Genomic DNA, 17,474 nt, shown 5'->3' with positions numbered 1-17,474 from the left:
ATCCAGTCCAACAATCAACAGGGTCCAATGAACCCATCATGCTGACAGACGGAAGGTGGGGGGCAGGAAACGCTTACGCTGCTCGTTTTTTCGCGCAGGCATTCGCTGGCAGCCACATCACACGCTCTCGGAACTGGCACTTTGCCGAGCACTGGTGTATGCAGCCCGAGACACGTGCGAGGACTTGCCACATGCTTCTTGATGAAATTGAGCCACATTCCGCCAATCTTCTCGGCAAGCACGAAACTGTTTCGCCAAGGTTATTGGATGAAATTGCATACGTGGCGCTGGTTGGGTTGCTCGGCGTAGTTCCAAAGACCTTTAAGACTGAGTGTTTTGAGGTTGGTGAACTGACCTTAAGCTACCAGTGGTCAAGTTCAAACAAAGTTGGTCCACGCGACATAATCGGCAACGGATTTATCAGCCTGTCTTTATTGGGCAGTGAAACTGATATAGACAAGAATAATAAATCACTTAGCGATCTAATCGCCTTGTGGTCGTTCGTACGAGCACGATCCGATGCCATGTTATATTGGCCTTCCGTACATAGAGATCAGTGGATGCGCGACACATCCGAAAGATTTAAAGCGTCACCATGCACTGTTAAAAATTTAGCAGCTAACTATCCTCAAATTCAAAGGCTGTTCCATTGACTGCATATATTATCGCCATCGAGGGTGGCGACGGAGTTGGTAAGAACACGATATCACATGCACTAGCGGAAAGCCTCCGAACCGCCGGTAATTCAGTCGAGGTCATCGATTTCCCCCGGTATGGAGACACACTTGCTGGCGTAGCGCTGTCCCAATTTTTGAATGGAAAAACAAAACGTCCGGTTACTCCAAAGGTGGCATCTGTTCTTTATGCTCTTGATCGGTTGGAGTTCAAAACCGAAATAGATGCTGCGGTTGAGAGAAATGACTTTGTTATATTTGACCGCTATGTGGCTTCAAATGTCGCTTATCAGGCGGCAAAAGTCAAAGATGCAGACCGCTTCACTATAATGGACTGGGTCGCAAATCTTGAACTTGTCGTCCTTGGCCTTCGCGCTCCAGACCTAAACGTTTTTTTGAATCTTGATGTTGCGACAGCGCGGGAGCTTGTCAAAAGAAAAGCCAAGCGAGATTACACTGGATTAATTCACGACATTCATGAAGCTGATGATCAACTTCAAGAGAAGCTACGTGAAAATTATAAATATCTAGCATCAAATAACTTGATTTCTGACTGGCTTCAGGTTGAAGTTTCTGATCGAGGCATACTTCGATCACCTTCGTTAATTTGTGCCGAAATTAAGCAATATATCCATGCATCAGGAAGAACCTCTACTTGATTGATATCGTTTTATTTCATTTATTGCGAATACAACGCGATCGGCTGAAGGAAAAGGTAGCTCTAAACAGTGCCTCAGACCCTTGGTTGTCTCTAAAGCAAAGTCTTCCATCTTTTGACGAAAACTTGGATCTATGACTCGTAGGCAGTCATTATTGATAGGGATAGCCTTATCGATCAATGAAAAAAATGAAAGGTCATAGCTCTTGCACCAGTCTTGCGCTGTGGACATAGCATGTGCATTCTCAAGCCCACTATTGCGTGTTATGGATTCTAGATTATGAGATAAAATATCAGGCACGCCACGATCACATAAAATGATCGAATTGGCTTTCAGCATAGACGAAGAAATTTTCTCTTTTGAAATCTGCCACGCCAAAAGCCACATCGTAGTGTCATGACCTTGGTACCTATTTAGCGGAAGCGTGATCTCTCGTGAAGAGTCCGGTAGCACTGCCACAGAATAGCCGTTCTTTCGAAGCGTTCCAGCAAGCTCATTCACAAAAATAGATTTGCCTGTCGAATAAGCACCTGTGACAAGAATTTTCAACTTTCTCACTCAGTTTTTATGATTGAGTGGAGTCGGACATGATGGTTCGATAGTCGCTCAGCGGCATTACGACCAAAAGATTTTTTCGTCTGAGGTTCAAATATTACCAAAAAGTCGGAAACTTGAAAGCCAGCATTTCGAAGGTTAATAATAGTCTCCTCAGCTTTTCGCCCACCTGTTGTACTATCATCGACAATTATCACGACAGATCCACTCTTCGGCTCCACTTCAGCGTCAAAATTAGCTGCGAAATCAGCATCATCTGACTGAAACTTTGGATGCTCATTGTGAAGTATCAGAGGCTTACCGTGCAGCTTTGCAAATTCATAGGCAATAAAAGGGGATCCAGCTTTCGGTGCGGCAACAATGTCAAAGTCAGGAATTTCATTCGCTCCAGAACTACTAATCAAATTACGCCACAGGCTCGAGAGCTGCTGAGCAGCGTCAATTGCTTTAGTGTGATTGCAGGTAGCGCCCATTAGATCAATAAACGAGCTAGTGGCAACAGTATCAATCCTGCCTACTAAGATTGGTTTCACTATTTTATGAGAATTAGTAAGTTTTTTAGCAGCAAATTCTAGATTTTCTGGGGTCCTATTTTGCGCAATCTTAGATGCACGATTTAATTGCTTTGTTCGACCAACATCAAACCCTAGCTCTTTTAGAACTTCAATTGTTTGAGCTGAACGATTTCGAAAGATGATTTTTTGAAGAAATTTGGGCAGCAATCCGACGCTGTCAGTGACCAGAATAGCACTCGAGAGACCTAGAACGGTGAGAATAAACCAGCTAAATAGTCCATCGAAGGATGGTAGGTGCTCGAGTATAGGCATGAAATAATCCTGATCAGCAGACCCTATCAAGGCACATCGGTTACGTTTCTCTCTATCACTAACGCGCATTGCGCTAGAAGAGAAGTGCTCCAATCGCGAACTGGAGAACTGTGTGTGGTGGTAAGTTGGGTTGGCACCCGCTAAGAGAAGAACGCATCAACAGATAGCTCACACTTTGCGGGTTAAGAGGAACGTTTCGAAGCTCACCGTTTCGAGGGTGGCTGAACTCTCGGTCGTGTGCCGAGAGATAAACATATCGGCCAAAGCAAGGACGGCTAGGATTGCACAGCCCGGAACCAACCAGATTAAATCAGTGAGCGACGTTGTCGTCGAAAAGAACACAAAAAACATGGGTCCCACAAGTAGGGGCATAGCGAAGAGCGACAGCCGCCGAACCGGCTTAAGCCTCCGTTCTGTGTCGCGGGCAATCATTTCATGCATATCGCGAAGGTTGGAAACCCATGCGAGGTACTCATCTTCGATTTGACCGTGCAGGTAGTGTCCGCACCGGCAGTGGGCACGGGACAGATACTCAGTCTGTCCGCAAGCCGCGCAGCAGATTGAGTTAAGGCTATCTGAGTCAGGGCGCAGAGAATGTCCTGTGCCGTGAACTTCACTCATCTGGTCTGAGGGCCTATCACCCAGCAACCGCTCTACATGTCGACTGATCCGCACATTACGCGGCTTCAGCCTTCTCACTTCTTCCGGGAATTCGTCGTCTAACATCAGCTCACCAGTCGCAAAATACTGTCGATTCTTGTTATGTCTGGCCCCTCACTCTCAGTGCTCAAGGCGTCAGCGTTGAGGGCCTCATCGAATAGAAATTCGATGGCGTCCCATTTCTTTTCAGGCGTTATAGCCAAGCCGCGTTCAATGATCCGGTGATCGACCGAAATACCGATTTTGCGGTAGGCGACGGCGGCCTCCTCATGGTGGCGACTTTTGCCAGTTTCGGTGTCGCCCTCCAGCATCCAGAGAGGGTCCACGTCAAACTCTTCATAGATGACCAGAAGCAGCTGCGCGGTCAGGTCCCGCTGGCCACGTTCGTAGTTCTGATAGGCGCTGCGGCTGATGCCAAGGCGCTGCGACATCTCCTCCTGAGAGAGTCGCACCGTGTTTCTGACGGCAGCAAGGCGATTTCCAAGGCCAGCAACAGCCATGTGCAACTTTCGTTTGTATTTGTGTTGACCTCATTTGTAATCATATCTATCTGATAGTGATACGAACGATGGCGACACGCATGATTCATTCAAGATCAGCGTAGTTTTGTTTCTTTCTGAATGCAAAACGAATTCTATCGCCTTGATTTGTGAGCAAAGCAAAAGGGCGCGAAGCATGACCAAACTTCTCGAAACACCCAAGGAACTGGCGGACCGGGTGGGCATTCCGGTGACCAACATCCGTTATCTGATCCGCGAAGACATGCTGGATCACATCTTCACGGCCCCCGGCAAACGCAATCCGAAAATCCCGAGTGGGGCTTGGGAGAAGTACGTTTCGCAGTTCACCGTCACGGCAGAGCGCAAGGCTGCCCGCAGCCGCCGAAAGGGGGTGAGGTGATGATGAACACCGAACACGCGGAGCAGTCCCAAATCCTCACCATCGGCAAGACGCCCGCCCAGTGGGTAGAAATCATGGCCACACACGGTATCGAGATTTCAGAGCGGACGCTGCGCGAGAAGGCCAACGACACCGGCGCGTTTTTCCGGCTGGGGCGCACGATGCTGATCACGCCTGCGCAAATTGATACCATCTTCGAGGAAGGACAGGCATGCCGCTCGAAATCTACAAGCGTGGCTCAGTCTTCTGGGTCAAGGGCTGGGTCGAATACAATGGCCGCCCGATCGCCGGTCCATACCGCCAAAGCACGCGAGCGACTACTGAAGCTGGCGCAAGGGACTGGATAAACGACGAAACGCAGCTTCAGGTCCGTAAGTATCTGATCGGCGAAGAACACAGTCTGCGTTTTTCCGATGCGGTCGATTTCTACCACCCGTCTGCCAAGACCGCGAAGCAGCTTTTGCCGATCCTGGACGAGATCGGGGATATACCGCTGGGGGCGATCACTGGCGCGCTGTTGAAAAGCCTTGGTCGCAAGCTGAAGCCGAATGCCTGCACCGATACGTGGTGGCGCGAGATCGTGACCCCGGCGCGGGCGGTGATAAACAACGCGCATGAGCATAAGGGCACCCCGCTTTTGCGCGTGAAACGTTACGACAAGTTCGAGCGGATCGCGCAGGACCAGAGGCGGCGCAAGCCCAGCCGGATCGAGCGCATCCCTGCGACGCGTGACTGGATCGAAGCCTTCTGTGCCGCAGCCGATCCCTACAACGCGGCCTTGGTGCGTTTCATGTTCGAGACAGCGGCGCGGATTGATCAGGCAGTGTCCATCGAACCAGATGATCTGCGACCAGCCACTTGTGAGGTGCGCGTCAAGGCGCAGAAGGGCCATCCCGAGGGATGGATCACCGTTTCGCCGCAGATGATGGCCGAGTTGGTCGCGCTGAAGCCCAAGCGGCCCAAGAACCTCAAGACGGGTCAACTGTTGTCGCCGCGCGTATTCGGGTACGGCAGCCCGACCGGCTACAACAACCGCTGGAAAACAATCTGCAAGCGCGCGGGCATCCCGTATCTGTCGGCGCACCCCGCCGGGCGGCATGGGTTCTTCACCGAACTAGTGGTCAGGCAAGGCGTCGATCCGGTCACAGCGGCTAAAGCGGGGCGCTGGTCAGACCCTAATCTGCCGATGCGCATTTATGCCCACGCAGAGACTGACGAGGCCGATGTCAGGGCGCGGTTTCGTACAAAATATGTACAGCCGACCCCTGACGAAACGTCCAAGCACAAAAAAACAAAGAAAGATCAGGAAAATGAATGATTCCCTCCTAAGGGGCAGGTTGCAGGTTCGAATCCTGCCGGGGTCACCAAGATAATCGGTCACGTCTGCTAAGATGGTGTAACTCCCCATGCGGCCTGAGGGCATGATCGAGCAGCTCTCGTTGCTAGATGCTGAGCGGGGTCGACTTCCTCTTTGTCGATCCGGGCAAATGCACGACCATCATCTGGCAGCGTGGCAGTCGTCGTGCCGCTCGGACATAACGTGCTCCTCACGAAAGAGCTAACACAGACAATCAAGCAAAAATGGTTAAACCTGACCTTCACATTCCCACGAAACTATCCGCATATTCGTCGCGCAATACATTTTTTTGCACTTTCCCCATTGTGTTGCGTGGCAAGCTACTGCGCAGCATGATTTTGCGCGGATGTTTGAACGGGGCCAGCCGGTCTGAACAGGCGGACAAGATCGCCGCAACATCAAGATCGGCTTCCGGTTGCGGTACGATGATTGCGACCACTGTTTCGCCAAAATCCGCATGTGGAACGCCGATGACGGCGCTTTCGAGAACGCCCGGCTGGTCGTCCAATACCAATTCAATTTCCTTGGGGTAGATGTTGTAGCCACCTGAAATGATGAGATCTTTGTTGCGGCCGACGATGCTCAGATAGCCGTCGTCATCGAAGTGGCCCAGATCGCCAGTGATGAAAAACCCGTCGCTGCGCAATTCGGCGGCTGTTTTCTCGGGCATCTGCCAGTACCCCTTGAACACGTTCGGGCCGCGGACTTCGATCTGACCAATCTTGCCATGCGGCAGTGTTGCTCCGGTTTCGGGATCAACCACTTTGACCTCGACACCGGGCAACGGCAGCCCGACCGTTCCTGCACGCCGCTCTGCGTCATAAGGGTTCGACGTGTTCATGTTCGTCTCAGTCATCCCGTAACGTTCCAGAATGCGGTGGCCTGTGCGTGCTTCGAACTGCAGATGCGTCTCGCTCAACAGTGGGGCCGAGCCGGAGATGAATAGCCGGATATCCTCCGTCAGAGCGCGATCAAAGCGTGGATCGTCCAGAAACCGCGTATAGAAAGTCGGCACACCCATCACTGTGGTCGCCTTTGGCAACCACGTGATCATCGTATCGAGATCGAATTTCGGCAGATAGATCATCGACCCACCCGCCAGAAGCGTGACATTCGTCGCCACGAACAGACCGTGGGTGTGGAAAATTGGCAGCGCATGCAACAGCACATCATCTACCGTATATCGCCAGTAATCCACCAGTGTCTCTGCATTGGACAAGAGATTGGCTTGGGTCAGCATCGCGCCTTTCGAACGTCCTGTGGTGCCGGATGTATACAGAAACGCGGCCAGATCGCCGGCGTCACGCGCGACGGTTTCAAACTGGTCTGGCATCGTTGCGGCGAGGTCGGGCAAGCTGCCCGTGCCATCAGCGTTCAATGTCAAAAACTCTGCGCCGAGGTCAGTCAGCATCGGGCGCAACGCATCCTGATCTCGCGGGTCAATCACCACCATGCGCGCGCCTGAATTTTCGATGAAATACCGCAGTTCGTCACTTGTATAGGCCGGATTCAACGGCAAAAACACCACCCCGGCCTGCACACAGGCGGCATAAATCGCCAGCGCCTGCGGCGATTTCTCGACCTGAACGGCGAGCCTGTCGCCGGGCACCAGCCCTTGCGCGCACAGGACATGGGCGATGCGTGCGGCCATGCGCAGAAAAGCATCATAACTGATCGTTTCGCCACCCGGAACGATCAGGAACGGGTTCGTGCTGCCAGCATGCCTGCCGAACAGGCGGTCGAAAAGGGTATTCATGATGATGTTTCCCGTATTGAAATTCCTATGCTTTTTTCACATTTTTTCACAATTTACTACGATGATTAGATCCGTTGTTGCGATACGGCCTGTCAATCTCCGCTCATCCTCATGCCTTTTCGGAGGCATCCGGCTTGCGGCGAGATGGGGCCTTACGTCATAGCGCGCGTCGATCAGACGTTGCGCATGACGGACTTGGCTGCAGGACCTGTGACAGGAGGCAATAGGTCGCGCAAATCAGTGGATTCACAGCAGCAATCTGAAGCGCATTGTTGCGTTTTCGCAGGATATCAAGCATTCCCTTGTTAGGACGAAACCAGATAAAACCCCAACAAAAGATCGGCACAGACCCATGACCAAGATAGACACACCAGATATCATCTATACGAAAGTTGACGAAGCCCCACAGCTTGCGTCGGTGTCGCTTCTTCCTGTGATCCAGTCTTTTGCAAAAGCTGCGGGGGTGAGTGTCGGGGTCAAGGATATCTCGCTTGCTGGTCGTATTATCGCGGCATTTCCCGAAGACCTGACCGCCGATCAGCGTCAGCCTGACGATCTGGCCGAATTGGGTGAACTGGTGAAACAGCCCAATGCCAATGTGATCAAGCTGCCGAATATCTCTGCATCGGTGCCGCAGCTTGTCGCGGCAGTCAAAGAATTGCAGGCCAAAGGCTATGCTATTCCAGACTATCCTGAGGAGCCGACAACCCCCGCGCAAAAATCCATCCGTGCACGCTTTGACGCGATCAAAGGGTCCGCAGTGAACCCGGTTCTGCGTGAAGGCAATTCAGACCGTCGCGCGGCTGTCGCCGTCAAGAACTATGCCATGTCCAATCCGCATTCGATGGGCGCATGGTCCAAGGACAGTAAGACCACCGTCTCGACGATGTCCGCGCATGATTTTTTCTCGAACGAAAAATCCGTCACCCTGTCGGCGGAACAAGCAGGTGAGGCGCGGATCGAGCTTGTTGCCGAAGACGGCAGCATCACCATATTGAAGGAAAGCGTGGCCTATACGGCAGGCACCGTGGTTGATGCCACATTCATGTCGGCCCGCGCGCTTGACGCTTTCCTGCTGGAAACCATCGAAGCCACGAAAGCTGCAGGCATCCTTTACTCCATTCATCTCAAGGCAACGATGATGAAGGTGTCGGACCCGATCATCTTCGGCCATGCTGTGAAAGTGTTCCTGCAGCCGGTCTTTGACACATATGGCGACGAATTTGATGCTGCCGGAATCAACCCGAATTCAGGACTTGGCGCGCTGCTGAACCAAGTGGCTGCGATGCCTAAAGCCGATGAAATCCTTGCCGCGATCGACGCGGTCATGGCGGATCGTCCAGCGCTTTATATGGTCAATTCAGACAAGGGCATCACCAACCTGCACGTACCATCCGACGTGATCATTGACGCGTCGATCCCCGCCCTGATCCGCGCAGGGGGCAAAGGCTGGGGGCCGGATGGCAAAGAGGCTGACACCAATTGCGTCATCCCCGACAGTTCTTATGCGCCGATCTATGATGAATCCGTGCGGTATTTCAAAGAAACCGGCGCGCTTGACCCGCGTACATCGGGCACAGTGCAGAACGTCGGTCTGATGGCACAAAAAGCCGAAGAATACGGATCACACCCGACAACCTTCGAAATCCCGCATCCCGGTACGGTCCGCATCGTTCTGGCAAATGGCGACATTCCGTTGGAACATAGCGTCGAAACCGGGGACATCTGGCGGTCGGCTTCTACCAAAAAAGCACCGATCGAAGATTGGGTAAAGCTGGCGATCAGCCGTCAGAAAGCAGAAGGCTGTCAGGCGATTTTCTGGCTCGACGAAAACCGCGCGCATGACGCCGAGCTGATCAAATACGTCAAGCCGATCCTCAACGCCGCAGGTGTGGCCGACAAGTTCCAGATCATGACACCGCGCGCGGCTACGCGTCTGTCGCTTGAAACCATTCGCCAAGGCAAGAATTCTATCGCCGTGTCGGGCAATGTGTTGCGGGACTATCTGACCGACCTGTTCCCGATCCTGGAACTGGGCACCTCGGCCAAGATGTTGTCCATCGTCAAGCTGATGAACGGCGGCGGCATGTTCGAAACCGGCGCTGGCGGGTCTGCGCCGAAACATGTGCAGCAATTGGCCCAAGAAAACCACCTGCGTTGGGATTCGCTGGGGGAATTTTGCGCCCTTGGCGAAAGCCTGAAATTCCTCGCCGAAACCAAGGCGAATGAAAAGGCGCGGATCCTGGGCCATGCGGTTGATCGTGCAACGCAGGGTGTACTGGACAAGAACAAGTCACCACAAGCAAAAGTAGGCCAGACGGACAACCGTTCGAGCCATTATTACTTTGCCTTGTATTGGGCGCAGGCACTGGCCACACAGAACGAAGACTCGGATCTGCTGGCCAAATTCGCACCCATCGCACAGGCATTGGAAGAGAACGAGGATACGATCCTTGCAGAATTGTCCGCCGCCGAAGGCAGCCCTGCTGATCTGGGCGGCTACTACCTGACCGATGCGCAAAAAACTGAAAGCGTGATGCGCTCATCCGAGACTCTGAAAAGAATCCTGAGCGATATCTGATCTGACAAAAACCCTGATGCCCGCCTTTTTCAAAGGCGGGCATCAATCGTCTCAATATACTTGCCCAAACCGGGCCAAACCTAAGTCAACGACACTTCCAACCCATATTCGTCGGCCAAAGCCGCAAGATCACGCCGCAAAGCCGGATGAAGATGCAGCCCATTTTGCCGCCGCGCAGCAGCCAGTTCGCCTTTGCCTTCGCCCGGCAGACGAACTGCGTCATGTCCGGGAAGCGGTTCTGACGCGCGCATCTCGTCAAAGACCTGTTTTGCCCGCTGCCTGAAGTCCGTCACGCCGAATGCCAGCGGATCAAGCGCCATCACAAACTGGCCGGTATTGGTCTGCGATACGGTGTCATTGGTGAAATCCACCACGTCAGACCCAAAAGCGGCACCGTTCAGAACGCCCGCCAACAGGCCGATTGCAACGGACAGACCGAAACCTTTAGCACCACCGATGGGCAGCAAAAAGCCGTCTGATTTCCTGCTCGGATCAGTCAGCGGCGCGCCGTCGCGTCCAACCATCCAGCCTTCGGGCATGGGTTTGCCCTGCTGGATCAGGGTTTTGATCTTGCCCATTGCGGCAACGGTCGTCGCCATATCTATGATGAAGGGATCAGGATCAGCACTGGGTGCCGCAATCGCGATAGGGTTGGTGCCCAGCAGCAAATCCGTTCCACCGAAGGGCGGCACATGATTGGCACTGCCGACGGCGGCAGCCATGCCGATCATCCCTGCCTCGGCCTGCGGGCGGACATATAGTGCCAGTGGACCTGCGTGATTACCCCGTCTCACCCCGACCCAACCGATCCCTGCATGCCGCGCCTTGGTCATGGCCAGATCGCATGCGGCACGCATCGCGAGATGACCCAGACCGTTGTCACCATCAATAACGGCAGTGGCCAATGTCTCTTGCGCGACTGTGACTTGCGCCGCCGGGTTGCAGCCCTTGTCCCGCAGCCGCGCCATATATTGGCGCAGCCGGAAGACACCATGCGTATCGTAGCCGTAGACATCCGCATCGACCATGACCGTCGCAACCTTGGCCGCATCGGCTGTGGGGACGCCGTGACTGCCTAGTGCCGCGGCGACGAAAGCAACGAGCCTCTCGACCGCAACAGGAGCGCTATCCACATCAGCCACCGTAGCGGTCGCCGACAGAGTCGCGGTGCCAGAACACGATCTTGCGCTGCGCAAAGGTGACAAGCGCGTACAGCCCAAGGCCCAGAATGCTGAGATAAAAGATCAGCGAAAAGACACGCGGTGTGTTCAATTGTGATGCTGCCACGCGGATCAGTTCGCCAAATCCTCGGCCGCCGCCCAGAAACTCTGCCGTGATGGCACCGGCCATGACACCGACAGCACCAATTTTCAGACCTGTGAATATCTGTGGCAGACCCATTGGCAGCTTCATCTTGATCAACGTCTGCAAACGGCTGGCACCCATGGTCTTGAACAACATCCGTGAATTCTCATCTGCCGCATGCAGGCCGGCGGCTGTGCCCACAACAATCGGGAAAGTCGCAATAAAGGCGGCCAGCGCCACTTTGGATTCGATCCCAAAGCCGAGCCACGCAATGAACAAAGGCGCGAATGCCACCTTTGGCATTGTGTCGAAGGCGACAAGATAGGGCATGATCGCCCGTTCACCAAAGGCCGTTTCACCCACCAAAACACCCAGCGAGAAGCCAATCGTGATCGCCAAGGCAAAGCCGTAGATCACCTCTTTCGACGTGATCCAAAGAGCGGGCAGCATGTAATCACCCGTCAACAGGTTTTTACCCACGAAAATCATATCCTGGAATGTCTCACCTGGTGTTGGCAGCACGATGCTCGACACCAGATTAAAGCTGGTTGCGATCTGCCACAGGCCGACGAAGACCGCAAAGACGAACAATAACAGAATACTGCGTGGAATTCTGTCGAGCAGGGGAACATCTTCGACCCAGACAGTATCCGCAGTGATCTCTTCTTCAAGCTGGACGTTTGTGTCGGTCACATCTCTTCTCCCTTGTCCAAAAGCCCGCGGATGTAATCAACGGTCTGGCCAAATTTCGGCGTTGTCATCATATCAAGCGTCCGGGGCCGGGGCAGATCGACGGTCACAACCTCTGCCAGACGACCGGGCCGGGGTTTCATGACATAGATGTCATCCGACAGGATCACGGCCTCTTGGATAGAATGGGTGACCAGAAATGCAGTCGCATTCTGCTCGTTGCAGATGCGCTGCAATTCCATGTTCATCATATCGCGGGATAGTTCATCCAAAGCACTGAACGGTTCGTCCAAAAGCAGAACAGCCGGTTCGGTGATCAGCATCCGACAGATCGACGCGCGCTGCGCCATGCCACCGGATAATTCGTTGGGAAACACGTCCTCGAACCCTTTGAGACCGACAACTTCCAACAGATCACGCGCCTTTGCCTTGGCTTTTTCGGCAGCGGCGCGACCGTCACGAATTTCAATCGGCAGCACGATATTCTCAATCGTTGTGCGCCACGGAAACAACGTTGCCTGCTGAAACATCATGCCGATGTCACGGCGAGTGCCGATAACCGGTTTGTTCTGCAAAACGACCCGCCCCTTGGTCGGCGGGACCAATCCCGCCATGATCTTGAGGAGGGTCGATTTTCCGCAGCCGCTTGACCCGATCACCGATGAAAAGCTGCCCTTGCGAAGTGTCAGGCTGACATCATCAAGTGCGATGACTTTGTTGCGTGCGTAGGTCTTGCTGACATGGGTAAGTTCGTAGACAGGCTCAGCAACTGCGGCATGCCCATCAATTGTGGCTGCGGAAAGTGCCATTACTGCATCGCCTCATTCGCCATTGCGCTGAAATCATTGGTATAGGCAACCGTCAGGTCCTCGAGCGGGGCGGGCATCTCACCACCAGCCACAAGGCTGTCCTGCCATTCTTCCCAGACTTCAGGTGGCTGGTAGCCAAGCCCATTGCTCATATCCGCGGGGATGGTCTGTGCGCGCACAGCATCAAACAAGGCAGACTGGAATTCAGCATCCTCACCTTCTTGCCGGTTGCCTTCGCGCAGATGACCAAGCACGGCTTCACGATTGGCGTCGTCCAGCGCAAAGGCATGACCACGCGCAAATGCGCGGATGAACTTTTCGACCAATTCAGGGTCACTATCAATCGTTTCCCGCATTGTGACGATCCCGTTGCCGAAAAAGCGCGCGAATTCCGGTGGCGTGATGTCCCGCACCGCCATGCCTCGCTGGTTCAGAATTGCGGCATCCGCTGTGGAGGATGAGTAGGCATCAATTGCGCCGGTCGTAAAACCAACCGTTGCAGGGCCTCCATCACCTACAGTCAGAAATTCATAATCCACGCCATCGGTCATGCCAGCGCTGGACATCACATTGCGTGCAAAACCAACTTCAGCACCATCAGCCGTGCCGGTGCCGACGACTTTGCCGCGCAGGTCTTCCGGGCCCTGAATATCGGATTCCTCACGCACCACGACACCAAAATTGCTGCGTGCGGCCAGGTTATAGATGAAAACCGGCTGCACGCCGCGCGTATGCGCAGCCAGGACCGGGCCTGGTCCAGGACGCCCGAACTGCGCCTGCCCTGCGGCCAATGATTGCAAGACCGGACCCGAACCGTTGATCGCCTCGACGGTCACGTTCAGGCCCTCCTCCTCAAAAAAGCCCTCCCCGATTGCGACGAAGACTGGGAATGAATTGATAGCCGACGGGCTGGGCTGGGCAAAAGTGACATTGCGCATCTCTTGCGACAGTGCCGCCGTGCTCATCAGGGCAACCATTGGAATGGTCGCCAAGAGCGTGTTAAATGTTCTTCTGGTAGTCATTTTGGGTCTCCTCCCCTTTGTGTCTACGTTTATTTGTCCCCGTTTTACGGGATGGCTCCGTACGTCATGCGTTGCGCACGGTATTCTTGAGTTGCCCGACCTCCGCGACGTCACAGACAATTTCGTCACCCTCTTTGAGAAACGAAGATGGATTCATTGCATAGCCCACGCCGGAAGGTGTGCCGGTCGCGATCATATCTCCGGGTTCCAGCGTCAGCCCTTCAGACAGGGACGCAATCAGCGTTGGGATGTCGAAAATCATGTCGGCCGTATTGCCGTTCTGCCGCTGTTCGCCGTTGACAGTCAGGCCGATAGACAAGTTGTGGGGATCACTGATCGCATCGGCGGTCACGATCCACGGACCAACAGGGCAAGATCCATCAAGACCTTTGCCCTTGAAATATTGCCCGCCATGACGTCGCTGGACGTCCCGCGCGGTGATATCGTTAAGAATTGTATAGCCAAACACATGGCTGAAAGCATCTTCCTTTGCGATATTGCGTCCGGCCTTGCCGATCACGACGGCAAGTTCAACTTCGTAGTCAATCGCCTCTGACACCGATGGAAAAACCAGAACATCGCCATCGGGCGCGACGATGGATGTGGGCGGTTTGGTAAAAAACACAGGATGTTCTGTGACGCCAACCTTGATGTTCTGCGCCTTTTCGCCTTCAGCGATATGCTCCGCGTAATTGCGTCCGACGCAAAAGATGTTTTTTCGCGGCACCGGAATCGGGGCCATCAGGGCCGCGTCTGATACAATGGCATCTGCATGCTGTCCGTCATTGGCGCGTGCGATCAGCGTCTTCAGGGCCGCTGTTGCATCGTCGCCCCCGGCGATCAGCATCTGCATGCACCCCGAGGTCAGGGCGCTATCCGCATGACCAGTCGCGGCTTTTGCAATATCAAGCCACTGACCGCTTGTCAGTTGAACTGCGGTAGAGGGTTTGCCCTCAATCGAAAGTGTCGCAAGCTTCATAAATTCCTCCTCGACGATCAGTGGGGCGCATGACCCTTTGCTGATACTTTTGATCGTGCGTTTGATCAGCAGTCCTGACCAAACGTGGCCTTGTGCCATCTTGGCCTTTACAAGATGCGTTCGTATCGTTGAAATCAATCAACCAATATGCAGATTGGGTTAAATGCGATGTCAAAGACAGAATTGCTGGTGCAGCGCGTCAGACAGATGATCGACACCGACGGCTATGCCCATAACGACCGCTTGCCGCCCGAGCGCGAGATGTGCGCGACGCTTGGTGTAACGCGCAACCAATTGCGGCGGGCATTGTCGGAACTCGAAGGACAGGGGTTGATCTGGCGACACGTCGGGCGCGGCACATTTGTCGGGGCGCGGCCGGTGCTGAACCTTGAAGATGTGACCTATCTGCGCGACCAACTGGCACCAGAGCAGGTTGTGTCTGTCCGGTTCACGATCGAGCCGGAAATGGCCCGCCTTGCCGCAATCTACGGCAAGAAGGCTGATCATGTTCAAATCCAGATCTGCGCCGATCGCTGCCGTAATGCACCGGATTGGCGCGGGTATGAGGCGTGGGACAATACGCTGCACCACACCATTGCCCGCGCGACAAAGAACAAGCTGTACCTGTATTACTTCGAGACTTTGAATGTCGTGCGCAGATCTGTGGTTTGGGGTCAGCCACGAAAGACCGAGAGACCGCCAGTCGGCTATTCAAGCTTTACTGAACATGATCTGATTGTTCAGGCGATCCTGAATCACGACGCCGATCTGGCAGCACAATCCATGACGGACCACCTCAAATCGGTCTATGGGCGCATTTTGCCATCAATGGGACTGACATTGCCGAAAGAATTTTCTTGAACCCACATCCGCAATGGCGACACGGCCTTGCGGATGTGGGTTGATTGGGCCGCCTTGGCTTAAGTCACGGTCACGGTCATTCCGCCGAGCCCTGCGATTTCAATTTCCATCACATCGCCTGCAATGACAGGCCCGACACCAGAGGGGGTGCCTGTCATGATAACGTCACCAGCCGCGAGTTCGAAATACTCTGACAGATAAGAGATCATCTCGGGCGTTTTCCAGATCAGTTGGTTTAGATCACCTTCTTGCCGCAATTCGCCATTGACCTTCAGCGTGATCGCGCCCGAGTCCAGATGGCCGACTTCCGCAACAGTTTTGATCGGACCAATCGGGGCAGAGCGTTCGAATGCCTTGCCGATTTCCCAAGGCCTCCCGGCCTTTTTCATCTCGCCCTGAAGATCACGGCGAGTCATATCCAGCGACAATGCGTAACCATAAACATGGTCCAACGCCTGTGCGACAGGAATATTCTGCCCCCCCGATTTCAACACGACCGTCAGTTCGACCTCATGATGCACGTCCGATGTGTGGGGCGGATAGGGAAACTCGCCCGATGCATCAAGATTATTGGGGTTCTTCTGAAAAAAGAACGGGGCTTCGCGATCCGGATCATGTCCCATTTCAATTGCATGCGCCGCATAGTTGCGCCCGATACAATATACTCGGCGCACAGGAAAAGCCCCCCCCGATGCCACTGGAATGGTCGCAACTGGCGGTGACGGGATGACAAAATCAGACATGGGGCGCTCCATTATTTTTCAATTCTCAATCACTGGTAGATACCGCATATGGAGAGGTCAATCTTACCAATCATCGGATTGGTTGGCGCAGATGTTCCGGTTGCTGACAGCCAGAGTCTGCCACAAACGAACAAAACGCAGCCTTGACCGGATCGGTTTCGTATACCGGAGCCCCCATTAATGGCCTGCATCTGATCGCGAGCCAAGTCTTCGCTGAATTCAGCGCATGAACGTCGTAACCCTCTGTCAGGGGAGCCATTTTAACTTATTGAAAAATTAAACCTATCTCGTCTCCATTCAACAACTTCCACTGCCCGGGCACCATATCACTTGGCAGAGACAGGCTCCCGAGGCTTTCGCGGTGCAAAGCCTCGACATGATTACCGGTCGCCGCAAACATACGCCGCACCTGATGATAACGGCCCTCGGTCACCGTCAGCAGGGCTTCGGTTTCCGCGACCACATCCAATGTCGCAGGTGCCAACGGCTTGTCCTCGCCATCCAGCATCAAACCGCCCGCGGCAAACAGGTCACCTTCGGTCCCGTTGAACGGTCGGGAAAGCGTGACGCGATACGTTTTCCTGACGTGATGTCTGGGGCTGATGACACGGTGCAACAGATCGCCATCATCCGTCAGCAACAGCAGACCGGATGTCATCTTGTCCAACCGCCCGATTGTCGAGACCTTAGGATGACGCCGTTTCCACCGTTCCGGCAGGATGTCATAGACAAGGGGGCCGTCTTCTTTGTGCGAACAGGTCATACCTAAGGGTTTGTTCAAAAGAATGACCATACCCACCACAGGATCAAGTGGCGCGCCGTTGATCACCATACGCGCCGGCAAGTCCGGCGTGACAGGGATGCGATTGGTGGCATCAAAAAGCCGCTGTGCATCAAGGGTAACAGCCCCGGCTTTCGCCATGCGCGCAATATCGCTGCGCGAGCCATAGCCCATTGTCGACAAGAGTTTGTCGATGCGGGCAGTTGCAGTCTTCGCCATATGTCAATTTCCCTCAACCGGCCCATACCTGCATCTTACGTCTTGCTAAAGCTCGTCGGGAGAACATCGCGATGAGCCGGCCTGCCGAGATGTCGC

The 17,474-nt window shown here is 54.1% G+C and carries 18 protein-coding genes; 7 read left to right on the top strand and 11 right to left on the bottom strand.

Annotated features, from left to right (window positions below; translation table 11 throughout):
* Positions 1 to 653: hypothetical protein (locus VOY09_RS05395; RefSeq protein WP_322893365.1), on the top strand; the 653-nt coding region annotated here is incomplete at its 5' end.
* Positions 650 to 1,333 carry a dTMP kinase gene (tmk, locus tag VOY09_RS05390; protein WP_322893364.1) on the top strand — a complete coding sequence of 228 codons (684 nt, stop codon included), beginning with the start codon at positions 650 to 652 and terminating at the stop codon, positions 1,331 to 1,333. The genes VOY09_RS05395 and tmk, both read left to right, overlap by 4 nt.
* Here tmk and VOY09_RS05385 read toward each other — a convergent pair.
* The 3 genes from VOY09_RS05385 to VOY09_RS05375 form a co-directional block, all read right to left on the bottom strand.
* Positions 1,313 to 1,882, bottom strand: a complete 570-nt coding sequence (locus VOY09_RS05385) for an AAA family ATPase (RefSeq protein ID WP_322893363.1) — start codon at positions 1,880 to 1,882, stop codon at positions 1,313 to 1,315. The two genes, tmk and VOY09_RS05385, sit on opposite strands and share 21 nt — an antisense overlap.
* Positions 1,883 to 1,887: 5 nt before the next feature.
* Positions 1,888 to 2,715 (bottom strand): phosphoribosyltransferase, encoded by an 828-nt coding sequence (locus VOY09_RS05380; RefSeq protein WP_322893362.1) that lies wholly within the window; start codon positions 2,713 to 2,715, stop codon positions 1,888 to 1,890.
* A 725-nt stretch (positions 2,716 to 3,440) separates the two neighbouring features.
* Positions 3,441 to 3,875, bottom strand: a complete 435-nt coding sequence (locus tag VOY09_RS05375; RefSeq protein WP_322893361.1) for a helix-turn-helix transcriptional regulator — start codon at positions 3,873 to 3,875, stop codon at positions 3,441 to 3,443.
* 175 nt (positions 3,876 to 4,050) lie between these two features.
* On the opposite strand from VOY09_RS05375, the gene VOY09_RS05370 reads away from it, so the two are divergent.
* The 3 genes from VOY09_RS05370 to VOY09_RS05360 all read left to right on the top strand — a co-directional run bounded on the left by VOY09_RS05370 (position 4,051) and on the right by VOY09_RS05360 (position 5,593).
* A complete protein-coding gene (locus VOY09_RS05370; RefSeq protein ID WP_322893360.1) occupies positions 4,051 to 4,275 on the top strand; it encodes a hypothetical protein in 225 nt (74 codons plus the stop codon).
* Positions 4,275 to 4,622: a hypothetical protein gene (locus VOY09_RS05365; protein ID WP_322893359.1), complete on the top strand. Its 348-nt coding sequence runs from the start codon at positions 4,275 to 4,277 to the stop codon at positions 4,620 to 4,622. The genes VOY09_RS05370 and VOY09_RS05365 overlap by 1 nt, the downstream gene beginning before the upstream one ends.
* A gap of 113 nt (positions 4,623 to 4,735) precedes the next feature.
* Positions 4,736 to 5,593: a tyrosine-type recombinase/integrase gene (locus VOY09_RS05360; RefSeq protein WP_322893379.1), complete on the top strand. Its 858-nt coding sequence runs from the start codon at positions 4,736 to 4,738 to the stop codon at positions 5,591 to 5,593.
* Positions 5,594 to 5,873: 280 nt separating this feature from the next.
* Here VOY09_RS05360 and VOY09_RS05355 read toward each other — a convergent pair whose 3' ends face one another.
* Positions 5,874 to 7,391 (bottom strand): malonyl-CoA synthase, encoded by a 1,518-nt coding sequence (locus VOY09_RS05355; RefSeq protein WP_322893378.1) that lies wholly within the window; start codon positions 7,389 to 7,391, stop codon positions 5,874 to 5,876.
* 349 nt (positions 7,392 to 7,740) lie between these two features.
* Here VOY09_RS05355 and VOY09_RS05350 point away from each other — a divergent pair, with 349 nt between their 5' ends.
* A complete protein-coding gene (locus VOY09_RS05350) occupies positions 7,741 to 9,969 on the top strand; it encodes an NADP-dependent isocitrate dehydrogenase (protein WP_322893358.1) in 2,229 nt (742 codons plus the stop codon).
* Between the two features lie 80 nt (positions 9,970 to 10,049).
* Here VOY09_RS05350 and VOY09_RS05345 read toward each other — a convergent pair whose 3' ends face one another.
* The 5 genes from VOY09_RS05345 to VOY09_RS05325 form a co-directional block, all read right to left on the bottom strand.
* Positions 10,050 to 11,102 carry an Ldh family oxidoreductase gene (locus VOY09_RS05345; protein WP_322893357.1) on the bottom strand — a complete coding sequence of 351 codons (1,053 nt, stop codon included), beginning with the start codon at positions 11,100 to 11,102 and terminating at the stop codon, positions 10,050 to 10,052.
* Between the two features lies 1 nt (position 11,103).
* Positions 11,104 to 11,967, bottom strand: a complete 864-nt coding sequence (locus VOY09_RS05340) for an ABC transporter permease (protein ID WP_322893356.1) — start codon at positions 11,965 to 11,967, stop codon at positions 11,104 to 11,106.
* Positions 11,964 to 12,773, bottom strand: a complete 810-nt coding sequence (locus VOY09_RS05335) for an ABC transporter ATP-binding protein (RefSeq protein ID WP_322893355.1) — start codon at positions 12,771 to 12,773, stop codon at positions 11,964 to 11,966. Before VOY09_RS05335 ends, VOY09_RS05340 begins: the two co-directional genes overlap by 4 nt.
* Positions 12,773 to 13,795: an ABC transporter substrate-binding protein gene (locus tag VOY09_RS05330; RefSeq protein WP_322893354.1), complete on the bottom strand. Its 1,023-nt coding sequence runs from the start codon at positions 13,793 to 13,795 to the stop codon at positions 12,773 to 12,775. The genes VOY09_RS05335 and VOY09_RS05330 overlap by 1 nt, the downstream gene beginning before the upstream one ends.
* Before the next feature lie 64 nt (positions 13,796 to 13,859).
* On the bottom strand, positions 13,860 to 14,774 hold the full coding sequence (locus VOY09_RS05325; protein WP_322893353.1) for a fumarylacetoacetate hydrolase family protein: 915 nt from the start codon (positions 14,772 to 14,774) through the stop codon (positions 13,860 to 13,862).
* Between the two features lie 168 nt (positions 14,775 to 14,942).
* On the opposite strand from VOY09_RS05325, the gene VOY09_RS05320 reads away from it, so the two are divergent.
* The gene (locus VOY09_RS05320; protein ID WP_322893352.1) at positions 14,943 to 15,635 is read left to right on the top strand and encodes a FadR/GntR family transcriptional regulator; all 693 of its coding nucleotides are present in this window, start codon (positions 14,943 to 14,945) and stop codon (positions 15,633 to 15,635) included.
* Positions 15,636 to 15,694: 59 nt separating this feature from the next.
* Here the strand turns inward: VOY09_RS05320 and VOY09_RS05315 are convergent, their stop codons facing one another.
* Together VOY09_RS05315 and VOY09_RS05310 are read right to left on the bottom strand one after the other, a co-directional pair.
* Positions 15,695 to 16,378: a fumarylacetoacetate hydrolase family protein gene (locus tag VOY09_RS05315; protein WP_322893351.1), complete on the bottom strand. Its 684-nt coding sequence runs from the start codon at positions 16,376 to 16,378 to the stop codon at positions 15,695 to 15,697.
* 265 nt (positions 16,379 to 16,643) lie between these two features.
* Positions 16,644 to 17,300 (bottom strand): pseudouridine synthase, encoded by a 657-nt coding sequence (locus VOY09_RS05310; RefSeq protein WP_322893350.1) that lies wholly within the window; start codon positions 17,298 to 17,300, stop codon positions 16,644 to 16,646.
* Positions 17,301 to 17,474 lie beyond the last annotated feature (174 nt).

Origin of the sequence: Yoonia sp. 67-2 (genome assembly GCF_035117555.1) — a bacterium.
Taxonomy (GTDB): Bacteria; Pseudomonadota; Alphaproteobacteria; order Rhodobacterales; family Rhodobacteraceae; genus Yoonia.
Note: the sequence above shows the minus strand (reverse complement) of the source record. Positions and strands in the feature narration are given on the sequence as shown.

What these genes read in the sequence shown, in the direction of transcription:
- VOY09_RS05380 (WP_322893362.1), bottom strand. Translation starts at nt 2,715, where the DNA reads ATGCCTATACTCGAGCACCTACCATCCTTCGATGGACTATTTAGCTGG.
- VOY09_RS05375 (WP_322893361.1), bottom strand. Translation starts at nt 3,875, where the DNA reads ATGGCTGTTGCTGGCCTTGGAAATCGCCTTGCTGCCGTCAGAAACACG.
- VOY09_RS05370 (WP_322893360.1), top strand. Translation starts at nt 4,051, where the DNA reads ATGACCAAACTTCTCGAAACACCCAAGGAACTGGCGGACCGGGTGGGC.
- VOY09_RS05365 (WP_322893359.1), top strand. Translation starts at nt 4,275, where the DNA reads ATGATGAACACCGAACACGCGGAGCAGTCCCAAATCCTCACCATCGGC.
- VOY09_RS05350 (WP_322893358.1), top strand. Translation starts at nt 7,741, where the DNA reads ATGACCAAGATAGACACACCAGATATCATCTATACGAAAGTTGACGAA.
- VOY09_RS05335 (WP_322893355.1), bottom strand. Translation starts at nt 12,773, where the DNA reads ATGGCACTTTCCGCAGCCACAATTGATGGGCATGCCGCAGTTGCTGAG.
- VOY09_RS05330 (WP_322893354.1), bottom strand. Translation starts at nt 13,795, where the DNA reads ATGACTACCAGAAGAACATTTAACACGCTCTTGGCGACCATTCCAATG.
- VOY09_RS05325 (WP_322893353.1), bottom strand. Translation starts at nt 14,774, where the DNA reads ATGAAGCTTGCGACACTTTCGATTGAGGGCAAACCCTCTACCGCAGTT.
- VOY09_RS05320 (WP_322893352.1), top strand. Translation starts at nt 14,943, where the DNA reads ATGTCAAAGACAGAATTGCTGGTGCAGCGCGTCAGACAGATGATCGAC.
- VOY09_RS05315 (WP_322893351.1), bottom strand. Translation starts at nt 16,378, where the DNA reads ATGTCTGATTTTGTCATCCCGTCACCGCCAGTTGCGACCATTCCAGTG.
- VOY09_RS05310 (WP_322893350.1), bottom strand. Translation starts at nt 17,300, where the DNA reads ATGGCGAAAGCCGGGGCTGTTACCCTTGATGCACAGCGGCTTTTTGAT.